The sequence below is a fragment of the Terrabacter sp. Root85 genome (genome assembly GCF_001429185.1).
GTDB lineage: Bacteria > Actinomycetota > Actinomycetes > Actinomycetales > Dermatophilaceae > Terrabacter.
Genome location: NZ_LMIW01000012.1, coordinates 43,457 through 66,297 on the forward strand (window position 1 = coordinate 43,457; position 22,841 = coordinate 66,297).

The following is a 22,841-nucleotide window of genomic DNA, read 5'->3' on the forward strand; positions in this document are numbered from 1 at the left end:
GACGACGGACCCCGTGGGAGGATCGGGTCATGTTGCGTTGGTTGACGGCCGGTGAGTCGCACGGTCCCGCACTCGTCGCCATGATCGAGGGGCTCCCCGCCGGCGTCGAGGTCGGCGCGAAGGACCTGCAGGACGCCCTGTCCCGCCGCCGACTCGGCTACGGCCGCGGCGCGCGGATGAAGTTCGAGCAGGACGAGGTCGAGTTCCTCGGCGGGCTGCGCCACGGCCTGACGCTCGGTTCGCCGATCGCGGTGCGCATCGGCAACAGCGAGTGGCCCAAGTGGACGACCGTGATGAGCCCCGAGGCCGTCAGCGACGAGGCGTTCGCCGCCTCCGACGACGTCAACGCCGAGAAGGAGGTCGCGCGCAACAAGCCGCTGACCCGCCCGCGGCCGGGTCATGCCGATCTCGTCGGCATGCAGAAGTACGGCCACGAGGACGCCCGCCCCGTGCTCGAGCGCGCGTCGGCCCGTGAGACGGCGGCCCGGGTCGCCCTCGGTGAGATCGCCGCTCGGTTCCTCGAGCAGTCCTACGGCATCCGCCTCGTCTCACACACCGTCTCGATCGGGACGGCGGGTGTGCCCGCAGGCGCGGCCCTGCCGACGCCCGACGACGTCGAGCGTCTCGACGCCGACCCGGTGCGCGCCTTCGACCCGTCGGGGTCCGCGGCCATGGTCGCGGAGGTCGACGCGGCGAGGAAGGACGGCGACACCCTCGGCGGCGTCGTCGAGGTGCTCGCCTACGGCGTGCCGCCGGGCCTCGGCTCGCACGTCCACTGGGACCGAAAGCTCGACGGGCAGCTCGCCCAGGCCCTCATGAGCATCCAGGCGATCAAGGGCGTCGAGGTCGGCGACGGTTTCGAGACGGCCCGCCGTCGTGGCTCCGAGGCGCACGACGAGATGGAGATGGTCGACGGCGTCATCACCCGTCGCACCGGCCGCGCCGGTGGCACCGAGGGTGGCATGTCGACCGGTCAGGTGCTCCGCGTCCGCGCCGCGATGAAGCCGATCAGCACGGTGCCCCGCGCCCTGTCGACGGTCGACGTCGCGACGGGCGAGGCCGCGACCGCCATCCACCAGCGTTCCGACGTGTGCGCCGTGCCCGCAGCGGGCGTCGTCGCCGAGGCGATGGTCGCGCTCGTGCTCGCGCAGTCCTGCCTCGAGAAGTTCGGGGGCGACTCGGTGGCCGAGACGTCACGCAACCACACGGCATACCTCGACGGCATCCGGGAGGGGCTGCGCACATGGTGAACGACCACGTGACCCGACCGGTCGCCGTCGTCGTCGGGCCTCCCGGCGCCGGCAAGACCACGGTCGGCCAGGCCCTCGCGGCGCGGCTCGGCGTGCCGTTCCACGACGTCGACGCGGCCATCGAGGCCGCGCAGGGACGCTCGATCTCCGACATCTTCGTCGACGACGGCGAGTCGGTCTTCCGCGACCTCGAGCGTGCCGAGGTGGCGCGTGCCCTCGCGGAGGAGCCTGGCGTCCTCTCGCTCGGTGGGGGAGCCGTCATGGACCCGCTCACCGAGGTGGCCCTCGCCGGCCACGCCGTCGTCTTCCTCGACGTCGCCATCGCCGACGCGAGCAAGCGGATCGGCTTCGACCGCTCGCGCCCGCTGCTGTCGGTCAACCCCCGCGCATCGTGGGTGCGGATGATGAACGACCGTCGCCCCACCTACGAGCGCGTCGCGACCGTGCGCGTCGACACCGCGGGACGCACGCCCGAGGAGGTCGTCGACGTCGTCGTCGCCGAGCTCGAGGCGGCCCGCGCGTGAGCGGTGCGGCCGAGCCGACGACGATCCCCGTCGGCGACGACTACGACGTCGTCATCGGGTCCGGCGTCCTCGACCGGGTCGGTGACCTGCTCGGCGACGACGTCGAGCGCGTCCTCGTCGTCCACCCCCCGACGCTGCCGGAGCTGACCTCGCGTCTCACCGCGGCCCTCGAGAGCCAGGGGTATGCCGTCCACGTCGCCGAGGTGCCCGACGCGGAGGCCGCCAAGACGGCCGAGGTCGCGGCAGCCCTCTGGGCCCAGCTGGGCCGGGCGGGCTTCACCCGCACCGACGCCGTCGTGGGAGTGGGGGGCGGCACGGTGACCGACCTCGCCGGCTTCGTCGCGGCGTCGTGGCTGCGCGGCGTGCGCGTCGTCCAGGTGCCGACGACCCTGCTCGGAATGGTCGATGCAGCCGTGGGCGGCAAGACCGGCATCAACACCGCCGAGGGCAAGAACCTCGTCGGTGCCTTCCACCCCCCGGCCGGGGTGCTCTGCGACGTCGACGTCCTCTCGAGCCTGCCCGAGGCCGACCTCGCCGCGGGACTGGCCGAGGTCGTCAAGTGCGGCTTCATCGCCGATCCGGTCATCCTCGACCTCGTGGAGATGGCCGTCGCCGACGACGCGGAGCAGGCGCGCAGCGCCGCCAACCCGCACCTGCGTGAGCTCATCGAGCGCGCCGTCCGGGTCAAGGCCGAGGTCGTCGCCGCGGACCTGCGCGAGAGCTCGCTGCGCGAGATCCTCAACTACGGCCACACCTTCGGCCACGCCATCGAGCAGGTGGAGCACTACTCGTGGCGGCACGGCGAGGCAGTCGGAGTCGGCATGGTCTACGTCGCCGAGCTCGCCCGCCTCACCGGTCACCTGACCGGTCCCGAGGGCGACGCGCTCGTCGCTCGACACCGCTCGGTCCTCAGGTCGCTCGGCCTCCCGACGACGTATGCCGCGGGGCGCTGGGACGAGCTGCTCACCGCGATGCGACGCGACAAGAAGTCCCGGGGCTCGACTCTGCGTTTCGTCGTGCTCGACGGGTTGGGCCGGCCGAACCGTCTGGCCGGGCCTGACGACGCGCTGCTCCAGGCGGCCTACGGCCTCGTGTCGCGGCGCCCCGACGCGAGGGCTCACTAGACTCACGGCCATGACGGCACCCACGGTCTTCGTCCTGTCGGGCCCCAACCTGAACCGTCTCGGCAGCCGCGAGCCGGAGGTCTACGGCTCCGACACGCTCGACGACGTCCACGCCGCGGTGCAGCGCGAGGCGCGCGAGCTCGGGCTCGTCGCCGACTGCCGCCAGACCAACCACGAGGGCGAGCTCATCGACTGGCTGCACGAGGCCGTCGACGTCGGCGCCGACGTCGTGCTCAACCCGGGCGCCTTCACCCACTACTCGTATGCCGTCCGCGACGCGTGTGCCATCGTGACGACGAGCGGTCGCAGCCTCGTCGAGGTGCACCTGAGCAACCCGGCCGCGCGCGAGGAGTTCCGGCACACGTCCGTCGTCGCGGGCGTCGCGACCGGCACCGTCGCCGGCTTCGGCCTGCAGTCCTACCTGCTGGCGCTGCGCGCCCTCGTCTGACGCCACGGACGGGCGCCCCGTCACGATGTGGTGACGGAGCCCGACGCTGGCGGTCCGGCTCGACTCCGGACGTCGTACGTTGCTGTCGTGACCCTCGCAGGGCGGCTTGCAGCCGGCGGCGCGGTGCTCGTCGCCGCGGGCGCGCTGTCGGGATGCGTGCAGCCGGTCCGGCATCCGCCAGCGGCCCCGGCAGCGACCACCGTCGCGGTGCCCGGCTGCCCGCCGGTGGTGGTCACGCCGGTGCAGCGCGCGATCGTCGACTTCACCGACTTCGTCGTGCACGACGGCGTCACCTACAGCTCGCGCCCTGATCGGCCGCAGGCGCTCGCACCCGCCCAGCTCGGACCGGAGGTCTTCCGGGTCTCGTGCACCTACTCGAGTCTCAACGAGCACACCCAGTCCGAGCTGCCGGAGGCCACGGAGCACTCGGCCGGCTTCATCCCGGCCCGGTCACCGGTGTTCGAGCTCAAGGGATGGTCGGCGGCCTGTCGCCTCGCCGCCCAGCACGACGGCAGGTGGTACGTCTACCTCGCCACGGTTGACACGCCCGACGCCTCCAGGGTCGAGGAGTGTGCGCTCGACCCCGGCCGGTGGACCCAGGACGAGCGTTCGTGATGCCTGGGACCGAGGGCGCCCCTCGATGACAGCCCCTCTCACAGCGGCCGCACAGACGGCGCAACGGCTCAGCACGGACGCGACTCCCAGAGTCTTCTCAGGAGGGACCACCGGGTCCCGCGACGAAAGGGTCGGCCCATGGCACCGCGTACTCCCTCGGCTCCTCCGCACGAGTGGCTCGACGAGCACGGCCACGAGATCGAGGACCACGACCGGGGTCTCGTCTACGACCTCCAGACGCTCGTCGACCGGCGTCGTGCCCTGACCCTCTTCGGTGGTCTCGGGGTCGCCGGCGCGCTCGCGGCGTGCAGCACCGGGACGCCGTCCGCGGCCTCGACCGGATCGGCGACGAGCAGCTCGACGAGTGCGAGCACGTCCTCGGCGTCCACGACGAGTGCCGCAGCCGGGACGTCTACGGCCACCTCCGGCGACACGGCCGACCCCGACCTCGTCGAGGCGCCGGACGAGACCGCGGGTCCCTACCCGGGCGACGGCTCCAACGGCCAGAACGTCCTCGACGACTCGGGCATCGTGCGCCGCGACATCCGCAGCAGCTTCGGCTCGTCGGCGACGACGGCCCAGGGAGTGCCCCTCACGGTCAAGCTGACGGTGAAGGATCTCGCGACGAGCTCGGCGCTCGTCGGCGCCGCCGTCTACGTCTGGCACTGCGACCGCGACGGCAACTACTCGATGTACAGCCAGGCCGCGGCCGACGAGAACTACCTGCGCGGCGTGCAGGCCACCGACGAGTCGGGCACGGCGACCTTCACGTCGATCTTCCCGGCCTGCTACGCGGGGCGCTGGCCGCACATCCACTTCGAGGTCTACTCGAAGGTGAGCGACGCGACGTCGAGCGGCCCCATCGTCAAGACGTCACAGATCGCCCTGCCCCAGGCCACCTGCGAGGCGGTCTATTCCACGACCGGCTACGAGCAGAGCGTCGGCAACCTCTCACAGGTCAGTCTCCAGCGCGACAACGTCTTCGGTGACGACGGTGGCATCCACCAGCTCGCGACGATGTCGGGCAGCGCGTCGTCCGGCTACACCGCGGCGCTGACGATCGGCGTCTGACCGCGATCAGACCGGCACGAGTGGGAGCCTGATGCCATGAGTGACAACGAGGTGCTCGTCGTCAGTGCGATGGCGATCAACGTGACGATCCCGGAGCCGCTGCGCTGGAACGACTCCCGCCGGGGTCGGGAGTTCCGGCTCGACACCCTCAACGTCCGGATGCTCCCTGACGGCCACCTCGCGGCCAAGGCGTACGGCCGACCCGTCGAGGGCGGGCGCGGGGCCTACGTGTCGTTCACCGTGCCGGACCGCCCCGAGCTCGCTGCACTCGTCGCGGCCGCCGCGGACCGGGCGGCTGAGAGGTGGGCGGCCCACCAGGGGCTCGGCTGAGCCCGCGTCAGGCAGCGCCGAGCGCCTCGGGGAGCGGCTCGGCGTGCACGATCGTCAGCTCCGAGACCGCTCGGGTCAGCACGACGTAGAGGCGCCGCAGTCCGGTGCGCTCGTCGGGCTCGGCCGCGGCGATCGCGGCCGGCTCGACGACGACGGTGCGGTCGAACTCCAGACCCTTGGCGACGCTGGCCGGCACGACCTCGACCTGGTGGTCCTCATCGTCGCCGTGGTCGCGGTCGAGCCGGCCGTGGGAGACACTGGCAGCCGCGAGGGCGGCCGAGACCCGGTCGACGTCGGTGTCCGGCGCGATGACGCCGACCGAGCCGGCAGCGCTCGCAGCGCGTTCGACCGCCCGCACGACCTCGACGTCGAGCTCGCCCGCCGCTGCGGGTCGGATCTCGAGCCGTCCGGGGTTGTCGCGCACCGACACCGGTGCGCCGAGGCCCGGCGCCATGACGGGCAGCAGGCGCGCGGCGTACTCGATGACGACGGCCGGGACCCGGAAGCCGCGGTCGAGCACGACGAGGTCGTGGTCCTCCTTGCCGAGGTGACGCATGGCCTCGTCCCAGGACGCGGTCGCCCACGGCGTCGTGCCCTGGGCGATGTCGCCGAGGACGGTGACCGAGCCCGTCGAGCACCGCCGACCGACGGCGCGCAGCTGCATGGGGGAGAGGTCCTGCGCCTCGTCGAGCACGACGTGGCCGAGGCTCGGAAGGCGACGCAGCAGGTCGTCGAGCTCGTCGAGCAGCGCCATGTCGGCCCGCGACCAGCGGGCGGCGCCCTTGGTGCGGGCCGGCTTGTCCCACATCAGCATCGACTGCTCCGCGTCGGTCAGGTCGTCGCCGGCAGCGGCCCGCAGCGCGTCGGCGTCGGACCACAACCGGTGCAGCACCCCCTGCGGGTCGAGCGCGGGCCAGACGGACGAGACGTACGTCTTGACGGCGGCCGACCTGGCGACGGCGTCCTGCACGCGGTCGTCGGGCGCCTCGCCGGCGCGCTCCATCTCGAGCAGGACGTGGTGCGCGAGCCGCTGGGGGAGGAGGTCGCGTGCGGCGGAGTAGCGCACGCCGCGGGCGGCCAGCTCGTCGAGGATGTCGGCCACCTCGGAGGCCGGCACGCGCCACTTGCGCACACCGCGCGGTACGACGACCGCCTCCGTGGGGCGCACGATGCTCGACCAGACGGCCCGGCGCAGCACCGACGCGAGGCGCGGGTCGCCCTTGAGGGCGGCGACGTCGGCCGTCTCCTCGGCGCGCACCCGGCCGTGGTCGAGCAGGCTCTCGATCGTCGCGTGGCCGACTCGCACCTCGCCGAGCGACGGCAGGACGGCGCCGATGTGGTCGAGGAAGGCGCGGTTGGGGCCGACGACGAGCACACCGGAGCGGTCCAGGCGGTCGCGGAAGGAGTAGAGCAGCCACGCAGCACGGTGCAGCCCGACGGCCGTCTTGCCCGTGCCCGGCGCACCCTGCACGCAGACACTCACGGCCACGTCGCTGCGGACGATCTCGTCCTGCTCCGGCTGGATCGTCGAGACGATGTCGCGCATCGGACCGGTGCGGGGGCGCTCGATCTCGGCCGCGAGGAGCGAGCCTGCCGGCGAGCCGGACTGATCGGGCTCGCGCAGGTGCTCGTCCTCGAGGGCGGTGAGGCGACCCCTGTCGACGCCGAACCGACGCCGCAGCACGACGTCCATCGGCTCGAGCGGCGACGCCCGGTAGAACGCGGTCGAGATCGGGGCGCGCCAGTCGACGACGACGGGGTCGCCCGCCTCGTCGGAGACGTGCCGTCGGCCGATGTGGAACTGCTCCGCCGGCCCGTCCGTGGGGTCGAGGTCGATCCGGCCGAAGAAGAGGGTCGTGCGCGGGTCGTCCTGCAGCGACGCGATGCGTCGGGCCAGCACCCAGCCGAGGACCTCGCCCGAGATCGCATCGCTCGCCTTCGACGCGTCGAGCGACTCCGCAAGCCGGCGCATCCGGGCCAGCTGCTCCCGCGCGTCGTCGAGGTAGGCCTGCTCCCGGGCGAGTTCGGAGTCGAGCGACGTCACGCGCAGCAGCCTTCCGTGCAGGGCAGCACGCCGAGAAGGTGCAGACTCACCGGGACCTCGAGGCGGTGGGCGGCGACCTGCTCGGTGCGTTGCGGGCGGGGGAACGGGTCAGCGTACACCGGCGAGGACGGCGACGGGTGTGCGCGATTCCGCGATCGGGTGGCGTCCCGGCTAGACTCGTGCGGCAACTCCCCAAGACAGTGAACGCCCGGCGATCCGGCGTGCCCAGAGGCGCGCGCCCCGACCGGCCGGCATACGAAAGTGGTTTGTGACGATGGCTTCGACCAACGACCTGAAGAACGGCATGGTGCTCAACATCGAGGGACAGCTCTGGTCCGTCGTCGAGTTCCAGCACGTGAAGCCCGGCAAGGGCCCTGCGTTCGTGCGCACCAAGCTCAAGGCCGTCCTCTCGGGCAAGGTCGTCGACAAGACGTTCAACGCCGGTACCAAGGTCGAGACGAGCAACGTCGACAAGCGGACGATGCAGTACCTCTACAAGGACGGCACCGACTTCGTCTTCATGGACACCGACACCTACGACCAGCTCAACGTGTCGGAGACCGTCGTGGGCGACGCCGCCAACTACCTCCTCGAGAACCAGAACGCGCTCGTCGCCACCAACGAGGGCCTGCCGCTCTACGTCGAGCTGCCCGCGTCGGTCGTCCTCGAGATCACGCACACCGAGCCGGGCCTGCAGGGCGACCGCTCGACCGGCGGCACCAAGCCGGCCACCCTCGAGACCGGCGCCCAGATCAACGTGCCGCTCTTCCTCGAGTCCGGCACCCGCGTCAAGGTCGACACCCGCGACGGGTCGTACCTCGGCCGAGTCAACGACTGAGCGGACGCGAATTCCCTTGGCAGCACGCAGCAAGGCCCGTACCCGGGCGCTCGACATCCTCTTCGAGGCGGACCAGCGCGGCCTCAACGCCGAGACGCTCCTCGACGAGCGCCTCGGCGACCGCGAGTCGCGGGCCGCGAACAACCCGTACACCGCGGACCTCGTGCGCGGCGTCGTCGGGCGCTGGAACGACATCAACGCCGCGCTGACCGACTACAGCCAGGGCTGGACCCTCGACCGGATGCCTGCCGTCGACCGCACGATCCTGCGCCTCGGCGCGTGGGAGGTCCTCTGGAACGACGAGATCCCCGACGGCGTGGCGATCTCCGAGGCCGTGGCGCTCGCCACCGACCTCTCGACGGACGAGTCGCCGGCCTTCGTCAACGGACTGCTCGCGCGCATCGCCGAGGTCAAGGCCACCATCGTCTGACGCAGCGGCGCACGCACCTGCGATCGAAGGGCACCCACCGCGGCCGGTGGGTGCCCTTCGCCGTCGCTGCCCCGTCGGTCGGGGTCGGTCAGGGTCGGTCAGGTGGTCGTCACGACCGGCTCGAGCGAGCGCCCGAGGACCTCGCCCAACCGCACGGCCTCCTCGTCGAGCGAGGTCCTCGGGGGCCATCCGTCACCGGCGGCCCACGCGACCCGCAGCTCTCCGCGGACGACCGACCACGTGCCGCACACGACCCCGCCGCGCAGGACGACGTCGGCTCCCCGCGTCACCGCGGGGCGCAACACCGGGGGCACGACATGCGCGTCCTTCGTGCCTGCGCCCATGACCCACGGGTCGTGGCCGGGGAGCAGCCGCACGGCGTCCGTCGGCTGGGCCGCGCGCAGGCTGTCGGCGTCCTCCGCGAGCACATACGCTGTCCCGCCCGCGACCTCGACGGGCTCGAGGTGCTCGCGCAGGTCCGCCAGCCAGCCGTCGATCCGCCGGCGTCCGGCGCTGAGGCCGTCGCCGAGCCAGTAGTGGACGTGCTCGGGCGTCGCGGGGCCGTACGCGTGGAGGTAGGCGCGGACGGCGTGCGGGCCCGCCGCAGCGAGGTCCCACACGCCCGCCCACCGGGGGTTGGCTTCGAGCCCCTGGAACGTCGCCCGTCCGTCGCGTGGCGGCCCGAACCCCATGTCGCCCTGCCACGTCAGTGCCTTGCTGAGGGTGACGGCTCCCTCGTCGAAGACGGGGCGTAGGTGGCGGTAGGCGGAGCACCGGGTCACGGCCGAGCCGAGCTCGGCGACGGTGAGCGGCCCGTCGGCGAGGGCCTCGCGCACGGCAGCGCGGAACCCCGGCCAGTCCTTCGGGCCGAGCCGGTAGTACTCCTGCCAGCTCTTCCGCTCCCACTGACGGCCGGCCGCGCGCAGCGCGAGGTAGGCGCCGCCGTCCTCCGGGGTGAGGTAGTGGGTGCCCCCGCGGAACGCGTACACCTTGACGAGGCGACCGTCGACGAGCGCCCGGGCCACCTCGTCGGGGCGTGACCGAGCGCGCCGGAGGCGCACGGTGAGCTCGGCGAGCCGCTCCTCCTTGGCCGGGACGGCCCCGAGCCGCCGCACGACCTCGGCGACCGACCCTCCGCCCACGGGATCGAGGAGCTGTTGCTGCAGCCGCCAGGAGAGGGCCCCGGCCCAGGTGATCGACACCCTCGGAGGCTAGCTGCGGTGGCGGACGATCGGGGTCCGGGTCACGGACGGACCCGTCGTTGCGACCGTTCGGGACGTTCTCACGGTGTGGCGCGGTGTCGGGGCGTCGTGAGCCGGACGTTACACTCGGCGCCGTAGACATCCTTTAACCACCGTCCTGTGAGGCGGGGAAGGAGGTCCAGCGGCGATGCCCTGCCCTGACCTGAGCGCACCTGACCAGTCATCGACGGACCGCTCGAGCATCCCTGAGGACGCTCGCGACGTCATGAGCGAGGGAGACATCTCCCGGGCGCTGCGGCGCATCGGTCACGAGATCCTCGAGCGCAACAAGGGCAGCGAGGGGCTCGTCCTCCTCGGCATCCCCTCGCGCGGGGTCCCGCTCGCCCGCCGCCTGGCGGCCTGCATCGAGGAGGTCGAGGGGACCGCGGTGCCCGTCGGCGAGCTCGACATCACGCTCCACCGCGACGACCTGCGCCGCAACCCGGTGCGCACGGCTCATCGTTCGCGCATCCCGGCCGGCGGCATCGACGACCAGGTCGTCGTCCTCGTCGACGACGTCCTCTACTCCGGGCGCACCATCCGCGCCGCCCTCGACGCGCTCTCCGAGCTCGGCCGACCCCGCGCCGTGCGCCTCGCCGTGCTCGTCGACCGGGGCCACCGCGAGCTGCCGATCCGCGCCGACCACGTCGGCAAGAACCTGCCGACCTCGAGCGCCGAGCGGGTGCACGTCCGGGTCGCCGAGGTCGACGGCCTCGACATCGTGCGGATCAGCGGGGGTGACGCGCGATGACCAAGCACCTCATCTCCTCCGCCGACCTCAGCCGCGCCGAGGTCGAGGACATCCTCGAGACCGCGGCCTCGATGCACGACCTCCAGCGACGCGAGGTCAAGAAGGTGCCGACCCTGCGCGGGCGCACGGTCATCAACTTCTTCTTCGAGGACTCGACCCGCACCCGCAGCTCGTTCGAGATCGCGGGCAAGTGGATGTCGGCCGACACCATCAACCTCTCGGCCAAGGGCTCCTCGACGAGCAAGGGCGAGAGCCTCCGCGACACGGCGATGACCGTCGACGCCATGGCGGTCGACGCGCTCGTCATCCGGCACCACGCGTCCGGTGCCTGCCACCAAGTCGCGCAGTGGGTGCGCTGCAGCGTCATCAACGCGGGCGACGGCACCCACGAGCACCCGACGCAGGCCCTGCTCGACGCGTACACGCTGCGCACCCGGCTCGGTGACCTCGACGGCAAGCACGTCGTCATCGTCGGCGACCTGACCCACTCCCGCGTCTTCCGCAGCAACGTCATCACGCTCAAGACGCTCGGCGCCCGCGTCACGGTCGTCGCGCCGCCGACGCTCATGCCGAGCGGCATCGGGGCGTGGAGCGCGGCCGACGGCTTCGCGACGAGCTGGGACCTCGACCCCGTCCTCGACGGTGAGGGCGAGCACGGGCCCGTCGACGCCGTCATGATGCTCCGCGTCCAGCGCGAGCGGATGAGCGGTGGCTACTTCCCGACGGCGCGCGAGTACACCGTCGGCTACGGCCTGACGCGCGACCGGCTGGAGCGCCTCGTCGCCCGCAACGACGACGTCCTCGTGCTCCACCCCGGCCCGATGAACCGCGGCCTCGAGATCGCACCCGAGGCGGCCGACTCCCCGCAGTCGGTCGTGCTCGACCAGGTCTCGGCCGGCGTCGCGGTCCGGATGGCCGTGCTCTACCACCTGCTCGCCGGCGAGGACACGCCCGCGCCCATGCCCGCCAGTGCCACCGAAGGAGCCGTCCGATGACCCGCCTCGTGATCCGCGGCGCCCGGCTGCTCGGTGCCGACCAGGCCGACCTGCTCGTCGAGGACGGCGTCATCACCGAGGTCGGCTCGGTCTCGGTGCCCTCGGACGCCGAGGTGCTCGACGCCGACGGCCTCGTCGCACTTCCCGGCCTCGTCGACCTGCACGTGCACCTGCGCGAGCCGGGCCGCGAGGATGCCGAGACGATCGCCACCGGCTCGGCGGCCGCTGCCGCCGGCGGCTTCACCGCCGTCTTCGCCATGGCCAACACGAGCCCCGTCACCGACACCGCCGAGGCCGCCGAACGCGTGCTCGACCTCGGGCGCGCGTGCGGGCTCACCGAGGTGGTCCCCGTCGGCGCCGTGACCAAGGGCCTCGAGGGCGCCGAGCTCGCCGAGCTCGGTCTCATGGCCCGCTCGCGGGCGAAGGTGCGTGTCTTCAGCGACGACGGCCACTGCGTGCACGACGCGCGGATCATGCGCCGGGCACTCGAGTACATCAAGCCCTTCGGCGGCGTCGTCAGCCAGCACGCGCAGGACCCGCGCCTCGCGGGCCGCGAGGCCTGCTGCCACGAGGGCGAGGTCTCCGGTCGGCTCGGCCTGCCCGGTTGGCCCGGCATCGCCGAGGAGTCGATCGTCGCGCGTGACGTCATGCTGGCCCGACACACCGGATCCCGCATCCACGTCGCGCACGTCTCGACCGCCGGGACCGTCGAGGTCATCCGCTGGGCGAAGGCGCAGGGCATCGACGTCACCGCCGAGGTCACGCCCCACCACCTCGTGCTGACGACCGACCTCCTGCTCGGCTACGACCCCGTCTACAAGGTCAACCCCCCGCTGCGCCCGACCGAGGACGTCGAGGCCCTGCGCGCGGCCCTGGCCGACGGCACCATCGACGCGGTCGCCACCGACCACGCCCCCCACGCTCTTCACGACAAGGAGCACGCCTTCGTCGACGCGGCCTTCGGGATGCTCGGCCTCGAGACGGCCCTCTCGGTCGTCAGCGACGTCATGGTGCGAACCGGCCTGCTCGACTGGGCCGACGTGGCACGGGTCATGTCGACCGCGCCGGCCCGGATCGGCGGGCTCGCCCACCAGGGAAGGGAGCTCGCCGTCGGCAGCCCCGCCCACATCACCCTCGTCGACCCCGACCGCGAGGTCACGGTCGACGCCGCCGCGAGCCGCAGCCGCTCGCGCAACAACCCGTGGCACGGGCGCACCCTGCACGGAGCCGTCCTCGCGACGGTCCACGCGGGGCGCGTCACCCACGACGTCCGCAACGGCGCGGGCACCCGACGAGAACTGACGAACGCGACGACCTCGGGAGCAGACCTGTGACCACCCAGACCCCCCTGACCGTGCCCACCCGTGACGGGTGGCCCACACGCAGCCGCGTGGCGGCGACCCTCGTGCTCGAGGACGGCCGCACCTTCCACGGGTCGTCCTACGGTGCACTGGGCCAGACCGTCGGCGAGGCCGTCTTCTCCACCGGCATGACGGGCTACCAGGAGACGCTGACCGACCCGAGCTACCACCGGCAGGTCATCGTCATGACCTCGCCGCACGTCGGCAACACGGGCGTCAACACCGAGGACGACGAGAGCAGCCGCATCTGGGTCGCCGGCTACGTCGTGCGCGACCCCGCCATCCGGGCGTCGAACTGGCGCGCCACGCGCGACCTCGAGGACGAGCTCGTCGACCAGGGCGTCGTCGGCATCTGCGACATCGACACGCGCGCCCTGACCCGCCACCTGCGCGAGCGCGGGGCGATGCGGGTCGGCATCTTCAGCGGTGACGCCGCCGAGCGCCCCGAGGCCGAGCTGCTCGAGGCGGTTCGCACGAGCCCGCAGATGGCCGGGGCCGCGCTCGCCGCCGAGGTCACCACCTCCGAGCCGTATGCCGTCCCGGCCGTCGGCGACAAGAGGTTCACCGTCGCGGCCGTCGACCTCGGCATCAAGGCGATGACCCCGGCGCTCATGGCCCAGCGCGGCATCGAGGTGCACGTGCTGCCGGCCACCGCGACGATCGACGACGTCCTGGCGGTGGGGGAGTCCGGCCCCGACGGCGTCTTCTTCTCCAACGGTCCCGGAGACCCTGCCACCGCCGAGCGCGAGGTCGCGCTGCTGCGTGAGGTGCTCGACCGCGGCATCCCGTTCTTCGGCATCTGCTTCGGCAACCAGCTGCTCGGTCGCGCCCTCGGCTTCGGCACGTACAAGCTGAAGTACGGCCACCGCGGCATCAACCAGCCGGTCATGGACCGCACGACCGGGAAGGTCGAGGTGACCGCTCACAACCACGGCTTCGCCGTGGACGCACCCCTCGACGAGGACAGCGACACGGCATACGGCCGCGTCCGTGTCTCGCACGTGTGCCTCAACGACGACGTCGTCGAGGGGCTCGAGTGTCTCGACCGTCCCGCGTACTCCGTGCAGTACCACCCCGAGGCCGCGGCCGGCCCGCACGACGCCGCCTACCTCTTCGACCGCTTCGTGGAGCTCATGGAACACGGTCCGGCGCGCGTCGCGCCTGGACTGACGAGCGAAGCGAGCGAAGCGAGCCAGCCGAGGAGGGAAGGCGTGACGACACCAAGCGCCGGACCCGCGACCGGAGGGAGCAAATAACATGCCAAAGAGAAGCGACATCCAGAGCGTGCTCGTCATCGGGTCGGGTCCGATCGTCATCGGCCAGGCCTGCGAGTTCGACTACTCCGGCACCCAGGCCTGCCGCGTGCTGCGCGAGGAGGGCATCCGCGTCATCCTCGTCAACAGCAACCCGGCGACGATCATGACCGACCCCGAGTTCGCCGACGCCACCTACGTCGAGCCGATCACGCCCGAGGTCGTCGAGGCGATCATCGCCAAGGAGCGCCCCGACGCCGTCCTCGCCACCCTCGGCGGGCAGACGGCGCTCAACTGCGCGATCTCGTTGCACGAGAACGGAGTTCTCGAGAAGTACGGCTGCCCGCTCATCGGGGCCAACGTCGAGGCGATCCAGCTCGGCGAGGACCGCGAGAAGTTCAAGGGCGTCGTCGAGCGGTGTGGTGCCGAGTCGGCCAAGTCCCTCATCTGCCACTCGATGGACGAGCTGCTCGCGGCCGCGGACGAGCTCGGCTACCCGGTCGTCGTGCGTCCGTCGTTCACGATGGGCGGCCTCGGGTCGGGCTTCGCCTACGACGAGGCCGACCTGCGCCTCCTCGGCGGTGCCGGGCTCCAGTACAGCCCCACGACCGAGGTGCTCCTCGAGGAGTCGATCCTCGGCTGGAAGGAGTACGAGCTCGAGGTCATGCGTGACCACGCCGACAACGTCGTCGTCGTCTGCTCCATCGAGAACCTCGACCCGATGGGCGTGCACACGGGTGACTCGATCACCGTCGCGCCGGCCCTGACGCTCACCGACCGCGAGTACCAGCGGCTGCGCGACATCGGCATCGCCGTCATCCGTGAGGTCGGCGTCGACACCGGCGGCTGCAACATCCAGTTCGCCGTCAACCCCGACGACGGACGCATCATCGTCATCGAGATGAACCCGCGCGTCTCGCGGTCGAGCGCGCTGGCCTCCAAGGCGACCGGCTTCCCGATCGCCAAGATCGCGGCGAAGATGGCCATCGGCTACACGCTCGACGAGGTGCCCAACGACATCACCCGCGAGACCCCGGCGAGCTTCGAGCCGTCGCTCGACTACGTCGTCGTCAAGGTGCCGCGCTTCGCCTTCGAGAAGTTCCCGGCGGCCGACCCGACGCTGACGACGACGATGAAGTCGGTCGGCGAGGCGATGGCGATCGGGCGCAACTTCACCGAGGCGCTGCAGAAGGCCCTGCGCTCGCTCGAGAAGAAGGGAGCGAGCTTCCACTGGGACGGCGAGATCACCAAGGCCGCCGCCGAGCGAGCGCTCGAGGAGGCCAGGATCCCGACCGACGGCCGCATCGTGCTCGTGCAGCAGGCGCTGCGCGGCGGGTGCAGCGTCGAGGAGGTCCACGACGCCACCGGCATCGACCCGTGGTTCCTCGACCAGATCGCGCTGATCAACGACGTCGCGACGATGCTCGCCGACGCCCCCCAGCTGACGCCGGAGCTGCTCCGCCTCGTCAAGCGCCACGGTTTCAGCGACGCCCAGGTGGCCTCCGTCCGGCGTATGCCGGAGGCCGTGGTCCGCGGCGTGCGCCACGCCCTCGGGGTGCGCCCGGTCTACAAGACCGTCGACACGTGCGCGGCCGAGTTCGCCGCGACGACGCCCTACCACTACAGCTCGTACGACGAGGAGACCGAGGTCGCGCAGCGCGAGCGTCCGGCCGTCATCATCCTCGGCTCGGGACCGAACCGCATCGGGCAGGGTGTCGAGTTCGACTACTCCTGCGTGCACGCGTCGTTCTCCTTGCGCGACAAGGGATTCGACACGGTCATGGTCAACTGCAACCCCGAGACGGTCTCGACCGACTACGACACGAGCAGCCGTCTCTACTTCGAGCCGCTGACGCTCGAGGACGTCCTCGAGGTCATCCACGCCGAGAGCCAGGCCGGGCCGATCGCAGGCGTCATCGTGCAGCTCGGCGGTCAGACGCCGCTCGGACTCGCGCAGGCGCTCGAGGACGAGGGGGTGCCCATCGTCGGCACGTCGCCGAGCGCGATCCACCTCGCCGAGGACCGTGGTGCCTTCGGCCAGGTGCTGGCCCGGGCGGGCCTCATCGCCCCGAAGCACGGCACGGCCTACAGCTCGGACGAGGCCCTCGTCGTCGCGCGCGAGATCGGCTACCCGGTGCTCGTGCGCCCGTCCTACGTGCTCGGCGGTCGCGGCATGGTCATCGTCTACGACGACGACTCCCTCGTGACCTACGTCGAGAAGGCGACCGAGGCCTCGCCCGACCACCCGATCCTCATCGACCGCTTCCTCGACGACGCGATCGAGATCGACGTGGACGCGCTCTTCGACGGCGAGGACATGTACCTCGGCGGGATCATGGAGCACGTCGAGGAGGCCGGGATCCACTCGGGCGACAGCTCGTGCACGCTGCCGCCCGCCACGCTCGGCGACGGTGAGCTCGAGCGCGTGCGCGTCGCGACGCGCAAGCTCGCCGAGGGCATCGGCGTCCGCGGCCTCATGAACGTCCAGTTCGCGCTGGCCCAGGACATCCTCTACGTCATCGAGGCCAACCCCCGGGCGTCGCGCACGGTGCCGTTCGTCGCCAAGGCGACGGGCGTGCCCATCGCGAGCGCCGCGGCCCGGGTCATGCTCGGCGCCACGATCAAGGAGCTGCGCGAGGAGGGCATGCTGCCCCCGACCGGCGACGGCGGACGGATGCCCGACCACGCTCCCGTCTCGTGCAAGGAGGCGGTGCTGCCCTTCAAGCGCTTCCGCACCAAGGAGGGCGTCGCGGTCGACTCGCTCCTCGGCCCGGAGATGCGCTCGACGGGCGAGGTCATGGGCATCGACGTCGATTTCGGCTCGGCCTTCTCCAAGGCCCAGCAGGGCGGTGGGTCGGCGCTGCCGCGCTCCGGGGCGATCTTCGTGTCGGTGGCCAACCGGGACAAGCGCGCCATGCTCTTCCCGGTCAAGCGCCTCGTCGACCTCGGCTTCACCATCCTCGCGACGAGTGGCACGGCCGCGGTGCTCAAGCGCAACGGCATCCCCGCGACGCTGGTCCGCAAGATCACCGAGCGCGACGGTGACGCCCCGGGGGAGAAGTCGATCGTCGACCTCATCCGCGAGGGCACCGTGCAGATGGTCGTCAACACGCCGTCGGGCCAGGACGCCCGTGCCGACGGCTACGCGATCCGCGCGGCCACGACGAGCGCCGACAAGCCGATCATCACGACCATCGCGACGCTCGCCGCCGCCGTGCTCGGCATCGAGGCGGGGCTCACGGAGGAGATCCGCGTCAAGTCGCTGCAGGACCACGCGCGCGACCTCGACCTCTACGGTCGCGGCACGGCAGCGGCGCCGTCCACCGCGCCGGCATCGGCCACGGCTACGGCGACGGCGACGGCTGGAGCGACCGCATGAGCGAGCGCCAGCTGCGCGCCCGGGTGACGCAGGAGGTCGCGGAGGTCATCGCGACCCGGCGGGTCGGCGCGTACCAGCACCTCACCCTCGTCGCCCCCGGCGTCGCCGAGCTGGCCCGCCCGGGTCAGTTCGTCGCGCTCGCCGTCGGCGGCGAGACGTCCGGCACCCTGTTGCGCCGGTCCTTCTCGATCCACAAGGTCAGCCCGAGCGGCACCTACGGCGGCACGGTCGAGATCGTCGTCTCGGCCGTCGGCACCGGCACCCGGTGGATCGTCGACCGCGCGCCGCACGACACGATCGACGTCGTCGGCCCGCTCGGCAAGGCGTTCCCGCTGCCGACCGACCCCGTGGCCTGCGTCCTCGTCGGCGGCGGCTACGGCAGCGCACCGCTCTTCTGGCTCGCGGCCGAGCTGCGCGAGCGCGGCTGCCACGTCGAGATGGTCCTGGGTGCTGCGAGCGAGGACCGTCTCTTCGGCGTCGTCGAGGCCCGGCGCAGCTGCGACGGCGTCACGGTGACGACCGACGACGGCTCGGCCGGTCAGCAGGGCTGGGTCAGCGACCCGCTGCCCGAGATCATCGAGCGCACGAAGGCGGGTGTCGTCTACGGCTGCGGCCCGATGGGGATGCTCGAGTCGATCACCCGGGTCGCCCAGGCGCACGACGCCGTCGCACAGGTCGCCGTCGAGGAGTCCATGGCCTGTGGTGTCGGCGTCTGCATGACGTGCGTCATGCCGGTCGTCGGCTCCGACGGACGCACCCGGATGGTGCGCTCGTGCGTCGAGGGGCCCGTCTTCCGCGGCGACCGCGTCCGCTGGGACGCCTTCGACGGAGGCCATGCCCGCGTCCCCGACGATGCCGTCGGCGCCCCGAAGGTGGGTGGCCACTGATGGTGGACCTCTCCGTCGACCTCGGGGGCGGCCACCGGCTGCCCAACCCGCTCATGACCGCCTCGGGCTGCGCGGCCAACGGCAGGGAGCTGCACCGCTTCTTCGACGTCGCCGACCTCGGCGCCTTCGTCACCAAGTCCGTCATGGCCGACCCGCGGTCCGGCCGTGGCACCCCCCGCATGGCCGAGACGCCATCGGGGATGCTCAACTCGATCGGCCTGCAGGGCCCGGGCATCGAGGCGTTCGTCGACGAGGACCTGCCATGGCTCCAGTCCGTCGGCGCGCGCGTGCTGCCCTCGATCGCCGGCAGCTCGAGCACCGAGTACGCCCACGTCGCAGCCACGCTGCGCGCCAGCCGGGCCTTCGACGCCGTCATCGGCGTCGAGGTGAACATCTCGTGTCCCAACGTCGCCAACCGCGGCCTCGTCTTCGCCTGCGACCCGCTCGCCTCGGCCAAGGTCATCGCCCTGGTGCGCGAGCAGCTCCCGCGCGACATCCCGGTGTTCGCCAAGCTGAGCCCGGACGTCACCGACATCACCGCCATCGCGGCCGCCTGCGTCAAGGCCGGCGCCGACGGCCTGACGATGATCAACACCCTGCTCGGCATGGTCATCGACACCGACCGGATGCGTCCGCAGCTCGGCGGGGTCACCGGCGGCCTGTCGGGACCCGGCATCCGACCGGTCGCGGTGCGGGCCATCTGGCAGGTGCGTCAGGCGATGTTCGAGGGCCGCATCCCCACCGTGCCGATCATCGGCGTCGGGGGCGTGCGTACCGGCCGTGACGCCCTCGAGCTCGTCGCCGCCGGCGCGAGCGCGATCCAGGTCGGCACCGCCGTCTTCAACGACCCGTCGGCGCCGGTCCGTGTCCTGCGCGAGCTCTGCGAGCTGCTCGACGCCAAGGGCTTCGAGCGCTTCACCGACGCCGTCGCCGTGGCCCACGGCCGCTGAGCCACCCGACCCGTGAACGGAGACCGAACGATGACCCAGGCCTTCGGAGCCCGCCTCCAGGACGCCATGGCGACCCACGGCCCGCTCTGTGTGGGCATCGACCCCCATCGAGCGCTCGTGGAGTCGTGGGGCCTGTCCTACGACGTCGCCGGCCTCGAGCGCTTCGCCCTGACCTGCGTCGAGGCGTTCGCCGGCCGGGTCGCCGCAGTCAAGCCGCAGTCCGCCTTCTTCGAGGTCTTCGGCAGTCGGGGCCTGGCCGTGCTCGAGCGCGTGCTGACCGACCTGAGCGAGGCCGGGACGCTGACGATCCTCGACGCGAAGCGCGGCGACATCGGCTCGACCATGGGTGCCTACGCCGAGGCCTACCTGGGCCCGGACGCCGTCGCCCCTCCGGACGCGCTCACCGTGAGCCCGTACCTCGGCTACGAGTCGCTCCGCCCCGCGATCGACCTCGCCGAGCAGACGGGGCGCGGGCTCTTCGTCCTCGCACTGACGTCGAACCCCGAAGGCGCGACCGTCCAGCACGCGGTGCGCGACGGCCGGTCCGTCGCTGCGTCCGTCGTCGAGGGCGCTGCGGGTGACAACGCCGCGGCGCGAGGCCGCGGCGAGCTGGGCAGCATCGGACTCGTCATCGGTGCCACGGTCGGCAGTGCCGTGCACGACCTCGGGCTCGACCTCGTGAGTGCCGCGACGCCGGTGCTCGCCCCGGGCTTCGGTGCCCAGGGCGGCACGATCGAGTCGCTCGCCACGACCTTCGGTGCGGCCCGTGGCCAGGTGCTCGCGTCGTCGAGCCGCGAGATCCTCGGTGCCGGCCCCGAGCCGAGCCGGCTCGTGTCCCGGACGGCGCAGGTCGCGGAGACGCTGAGAGCGCACTGACGCTCCCACCCGTGTCACAGGAAGTTCCCAGCCGGGTATGCGTTGTGGCATGACGCACACTCGACGCGCACGCCGACTGCTCGCCACCGTCGCCCTCACCGCGACGATCCCGCTCGCCACCGCGTGCGGCTCCAGCACCCAGCCGTCCTCGACAGCCGGCAGCACCGCGTCGGCGTCCTCGTCGGCGTCCTCGTCGGCGTCGAGCACCACGACGAGCGCCTCGGCAGCGGCCGACTCCGCCTACTGCGCGGCGCTCGAGTCCGGGCAGAAGGAGCTCGAGTCGATGTCGTCGAAGATCAGCGACAAGGCCGCTCTGGAGCAGGGCAAGGTGGTGCTCCAGAAGATCGAGGCCGCCGCGCCGGACGAGGTCAAGCAGGCCTGGGGCGACCTCATCGCCTTCGTCGACGCGGCGGCGTCGGGCGACAAGGGCGCCGTCTCCGCGGCGACCGCGAAGATGGATGCCTCGAGCACGAAGATCGAGGCGCACGCCAAGGCGACCTGCAACCTCGACATCTCCTGACCATCGGACCCGGGCAGCGCGCTGCCTCGGGTAGTCGCAGGACGTCGCCGACGACACGGCATACGGTGTGGTGATGCGAACGACCGCCCTGCGCAAGAGCCCTTCGGTGGCCCTCGCGCTGCTCCTCACGGCGACCTCGGTCGCGGCCTGCTCGTCGGGGTCGACCGGTTCCTACTGCGACGCCCTGACGGCCGCCGAGGCGGACTGGAAGGATGCGGGCGCGACCCTCAAGGACCCTGCCTCGGCGGCGCGTTTCGTCGCCACCATCACCACGGTCGAGGCGAGTGCCCCCGAGGAGGTCAGGACCGACTGGGCCTCGCTGCGGGTCCTCGCCGCGAAGTTCACGGTGGCCAAGCCCGACCTCACGGAGCTGACGAAGCACATGGAGGGCTTCGAGAGCTCGGCCAAGCGGATCGAGACCCATGCCAAGGAGACGTGCGGGATCGACCTCGGCAGCTGAGCGGCGTCCGAACGTCGGCTGAACGGCAGCGGCAGGGCGGCAGGAGGGCAGCGGGAGGTGTCCCGGCACGGCCCCCGCGTTGCGGCGCGCACGGCCGGATCGCTAGGTTCGGCGGAGACAACACGCGAGACGTGAAGAACGGCAGGGGGCGCAGGGCGCTCCCCGCAGGCAGCGAGGAGACCGAAGACCGTGGCGCTTCCACCGCTCACCCCTGAGCAACGGGCCGCAGCACTCGAGAAGGCTGCAGCCGCACGTCGGGAGCGAGCAGCGGTCAAGAACCGGCTCAAGTACTCCAGCGGCTCGCTCTCCGAGGTCCTCGAGGACGGCAAGGCCGACCCGGTCATCGGCAAGATGAAGGTCACCGAGCTGCTCGAGTCGATGCCCGGCGTCGGCCGCGTCCGCGCCAAGGCGATCATGGCCGAGGTCGGCATCGCCGAGTCGCGACGCGTGCGTGGGCTCGGGGCCAACCAGGTCGCAGCCCTGCTCCACCGCTTCGAGAAGCCGTGATGTCGGCTGACCCGACGTCGCCCGCGGAGCCCCAGCACGACGCAGCAGCCCCCCGGCGTGGTCGGCTCACGGTGCTCGCCGGCCCCACCGCGGTCGGCAAGGGCACCATCGCGGCCTACGTGCGCACGCACTTCCCGGGCGTCTGGTTCTCCGTCTCGATGACGACCCGCCGACCGCGACCGGGCGAGGTCGACGGGGTGCACTACCACTTCGTCGACGACCACGAGTTCGACCGTCTGGTCGAGGCGGGGGAGTTCCTCGAGTACGCCGTCGTCCACGGCGCCGCCAAGTACGGCACGCCGCGGGGTCCGGTCGAGCGTGTCATCCGCGAGGGCCGCGACGCCCTGCTCGAGATCGACCTGCAGGGCGCGCGCCAGGTGCGCGACACGTGGCCCGAGGCACTCTTCGTCTTCCTCGCACCGCCGAGCTGGGACGAGCTGGTGCGCCGGCTCGTCGGCCGCGGCACCGAGGACGAGGCCGAGCGCGAGCGGCGCCTGTCCACCGCACGGGGCGAGATGGCGGCCCAGAGCGAGTTCGACGAGGTCATCGTCAACGACGATGTTCGTCGGGCCAGCGAAGAACTCGTATCATTGATGAGATCGGGACGCACCGACCGGTGAGTCCCGACGTGATGTGTGCCAGCCGACGGCATACGACCGCACCGCCGTCGACGTAGCGGCACACACCTCAAGCCCGCTGAAACCAACGAAACGAGATCACTGTGTCCGGTACCCAGGCTGCTCCCATCGGCATCACCAACCCGCCGATCGACGACCTCCTGACCGCCGCCGACTCGAAGTACGCGCTCGTCATCTACTCCGCCAAGCGCGCCCGTCAGATCAACGCCTACTACTCCCAGCTGCAGGAGGGCCTGCTCGACTACGTCGGCCCGCTCGTCGAGACCGAGGTCCACGAGAAGCCGCTGTCGATCGCGCTGCGCGAGATCAACGAGGGCCTGCTGACCTCGACGCCCACCGAGGCCTGAGC

General features: G+C 72.0%; 24 protein-coding genes. 22 read left to right on the plus strand and 2 right to left on the minus strand.

What is annotated here, in order from left to right:
• Positions 1-29 precede the first annotated feature (29 nt).
• From aroC to ASE25_RS18080, 7 genes are all read left to right on the plus strand, one after another.
• Complete coding sequence (gene aroC / locus ASE25_RS18050; protein ID WP_056776446.1) at positions 30-1,250, plus strand: chorismate synthase; 1,221 nt, start codon at positions 30-32, stop codon at positions 1,248-1,250.
• Positions 1,244-1,774: a shikimate kinase gene (locus ASE25_RS18055; RefSeq protein ID WP_056826926.1), complete on the plus strand. Its 531-nt coding sequence runs from the start codon at positions 1,244-1,246 to the stop codon at positions 1,772-1,774. Before aroC ends, ASE25_RS18055 begins: the two co-directional genes overlap by 7 nt.
• Complete coding sequence (gene aroB, locus ASE25_RS18060) at positions 1,771-2,898, plus strand: 3-dehydroquinate synthase (protein WP_056826927.1); 1,128 nt, start codon at positions 1,771-1,773, stop codon at positions 2,896-2,898. Before ASE25_RS18055 ends, aroB begins: the two co-directional genes overlap by 4 nt.
• A 10-nt stretch (positions 2,899-2,908) precedes the next feature.
• Positions 2,909-3,346 (plus strand): type II 3-dehydroquinate dehydratase, encoded by a 438-nt coding sequence (aroQ, locus tag ASE25_RS18065; RefSeq protein ID WP_056776452.1) that lies wholly within the window; start codon positions 2,909-2,911, stop codon positions 3,344-3,346.
• A gap of 87 nt (positions 3,347-3,433) precedes the next feature.
• Entirely contained in the window at positions 3,434-3,961 is a 528-nt protein-coding gene (locus ASE25_RS18070) for a hypothetical protein (protein WP_056826928.1), read from the plus strand.
• 138 nt (positions 3,962-4,099) lie between these two features.
• Positions 4,100-5,032 carry an intradiol ring-cleavage dioxygenase gene (locus tag ASE25_RS18075; RefSeq protein ID WP_082622980.1) on the plus strand — a complete coding sequence of 311 codons (933 nt, stop codon included), beginning with the start codon at positions 4,100-4,102 and terminating at the stop codon, positions 5,030-5,032.
• A gap of 36 nt (positions 5,033-5,068) precedes the next feature.
• Positions 5,069-5,362, plus strand: a complete 294-nt coding sequence (locus tag ASE25_RS18080) for a hypothetical protein (protein WP_056826929.1) — start codon at positions 5,069-5,071, stop codon at positions 5,360-5,362.
• Between the two features lie 7 nt (positions 5,363-5,369).
• On the opposite strand, the gene ASE25_RS18085 is transcribed toward ASE25_RS18080, so the two are convergent.
• Positions 5,370-7,406: an AAA family ATPase gene (locus tag ASE25_RS18085; RefSeq protein WP_056826930.1), complete on the minus strand. Its 2,037-nt coding sequence runs from the start codon at positions 7,404-7,406 to the stop codon at positions 5,370-5,372.
• Between the two features lie 274 nt (positions 7,407-7,680).
• Between ASE25_RS18085 and efp the strand changes: the two genes are divergently transcribed.
• On the plus strand, positions 7,681-8,244 hold the full coding sequence (gene efp, locus ASE25_RS18090; RefSeq protein ID WP_020143980.1) for an elongation factor P: 564 nt from the start codon (positions 7,681-7,683) through the stop codon (positions 8,242-8,244).
• Between the two features lie 16 nt (positions 8,245-8,260).
• Positions 8,261-8,674, plus strand: a complete 414-nt coding sequence (nusB, locus tag ASE25_RS18095) for a transcription antitermination factor NusB (protein ID WP_056776463.1) — start codon at positions 8,261-8,263, stop codon at positions 8,672-8,674.
• A gap of 98 nt (positions 8,675-8,772) precedes the next feature.
• On the opposite strand, the gene ASE25_RS18100 is transcribed toward nusB, so the two are convergent.
• Positions 8,773-9,876, minus strand: a complete 1,104-nt coding sequence (locus ASE25_RS18100; protein ID WP_056826931.1) for a DNA glycosylase AlkZ-like family protein — start codon at positions 9,874-9,876, stop codon at positions 8,773-8,775.
• Positions 9,877-10,063: 187 nt separating this feature from the next.
• Between ASE25_RS18100 and pyrR the strand changes: the two genes are divergently transcribed.
• From pyrR to rpoZ, 13 genes are all read left to right on the plus strand, one after another.
• Positions 10,064-10,666, plus strand: coding sequence for a bifunctional pyr operon transcriptional regulator/uracil phosphoribosyltransferase PyrR (gene pyrR / locus ASE25_RS18105; protein WP_056776468.1), 603 nt, complete (start codon positions 10,064-10,066; stop codon positions 10,664-10,666).
• A complete protein-coding gene (locus ASE25_RS18110) occupies positions 10,663-11,661 on the plus strand; it encodes an aspartate carbamoyltransferase catalytic subunit (RefSeq protein ID WP_056776472.1) in 999 nt (332 codons plus the stop codon). Before pyrR ends, ASE25_RS18110 begins: the two co-directional genes overlap by 4 nt.
• On the plus strand, positions 11,658-12,995 hold the full coding sequence (locus tag ASE25_RS18115) for a dihydroorotase (protein WP_056826932.1): 1,338 nt from the start codon (positions 11,658-11,660) through the stop codon (positions 12,993-12,995). The genes ASE25_RS18110 and ASE25_RS18115 overlap by 4 nt, the downstream gene beginning before the upstream one ends.
• Positions 12,992-14,278: a glutamine-hydrolyzing carbamoyl-phosphate synthase small subunit gene (gene carA, locus ASE25_RS18120; protein WP_369793508.1), complete on the plus strand. Its 1,287-nt coding sequence runs from the start codon at positions 12,992-12,994 to the stop codon at positions 14,276-14,278. The genes ASE25_RS18115 and carA overlap by 4 nt, the downstream gene beginning before the upstream one ends.
• Position 14,279: 1 nt before the next feature.
• The gene (gene carB / locus ASE25_RS18125) at positions 14,280-17,654 is read left to right on the plus strand and encodes a carbamoyl-phosphate synthase large subunit (protein ID WP_056776477.1); all 3,375 of its coding nucleotides are present in this window, start codon (positions 14,280-14,282) and stop codon (positions 17,652-17,654) included.
• On the plus strand, positions 17,651-18,541 hold the full coding sequence (locus tag ASE25_RS18130; RefSeq protein WP_056826933.1) for a dihydroorotate dehydrogenase electron transfer subunit: 891 nt from the start codon (positions 17,651-17,653) through the stop codon (positions 18,539-18,541). Before carB ends, ASE25_RS18130 begins: the two co-directional genes overlap by 4 nt.
• Positions 18,541-19,491 (plus strand): dihydroorotate dehydrogenase, encoded by a 951-nt coding sequence (locus tag ASE25_RS18135; RefSeq protein ID WP_056826934.1) that lies wholly within the window; start codon positions 18,541-18,543, stop codon positions 19,489-19,491. Before ASE25_RS18130 ends, ASE25_RS18135 begins: the two co-directional genes overlap by 1 nt.
• A 30-nt stretch (positions 19,492-19,521) precedes the next feature.
• A complete protein-coding gene (pyrF, locus tag ASE25_RS18140) occupies positions 19,522-20,367 on the plus strand; it encodes an orotidine-5'-phosphate decarboxylase (protein WP_056826935.1) in 846 nt (281 codons plus the stop codon).
• 49 nt (positions 20,368-20,416) lie between these two features.
• Entirely contained in the window at positions 20,417-20,887 is a 471-nt protein-coding gene (locus tag ASE25_RS18145) for a hypothetical protein (RefSeq protein ID WP_056826936.1), read from the plus strand.
• Between the two features lie 73 nt (positions 20,888-20,960).
• On the plus strand, positions 20,961-21,347 hold the full coding sequence (locus ASE25_RS18150; protein WP_157623498.1) for a hypothetical protein: 387 nt from the start codon (positions 20,961-20,963) through the stop codon (positions 21,345-21,347).
• Between the two features lie 189 nt (positions 21,348-21,536).
• The gene (mihF, locus tag ASE25_RS18155; RefSeq protein ID WP_020143992.1) at positions 21,537-21,854 is read left to right on the plus strand and encodes an integration host factor, actinobacterial type; all 318 of its coding nucleotides are present in this window, start codon (positions 21,537-21,539) and stop codon (positions 21,852-21,854) included.
• Complete coding sequence (gmk, locus tag ASE25_RS18160) at positions 21,854-22,474, plus strand: guanylate kinase (protein WP_056776495.1); 621 nt, start codon at positions 21,854-21,856, stop codon at positions 22,472-22,474. The genes mihF and gmk overlap by 1 nt, the downstream gene beginning before the upstream one ends.
• A gap of 101 nt (positions 22,475-22,575) precedes the next feature.
• Complete coding sequence (gene rpoZ / locus ASE25_RS18165; protein ID WP_020143994.1) at positions 22,576-22,839, plus strand: DNA-directed RNA polymerase subunit omega; 264 nt, start codon at positions 22,576-22,578, stop codon at positions 22,837-22,839.
• Positions 22,840-22,841 lie beyond the last annotated feature (2 nt).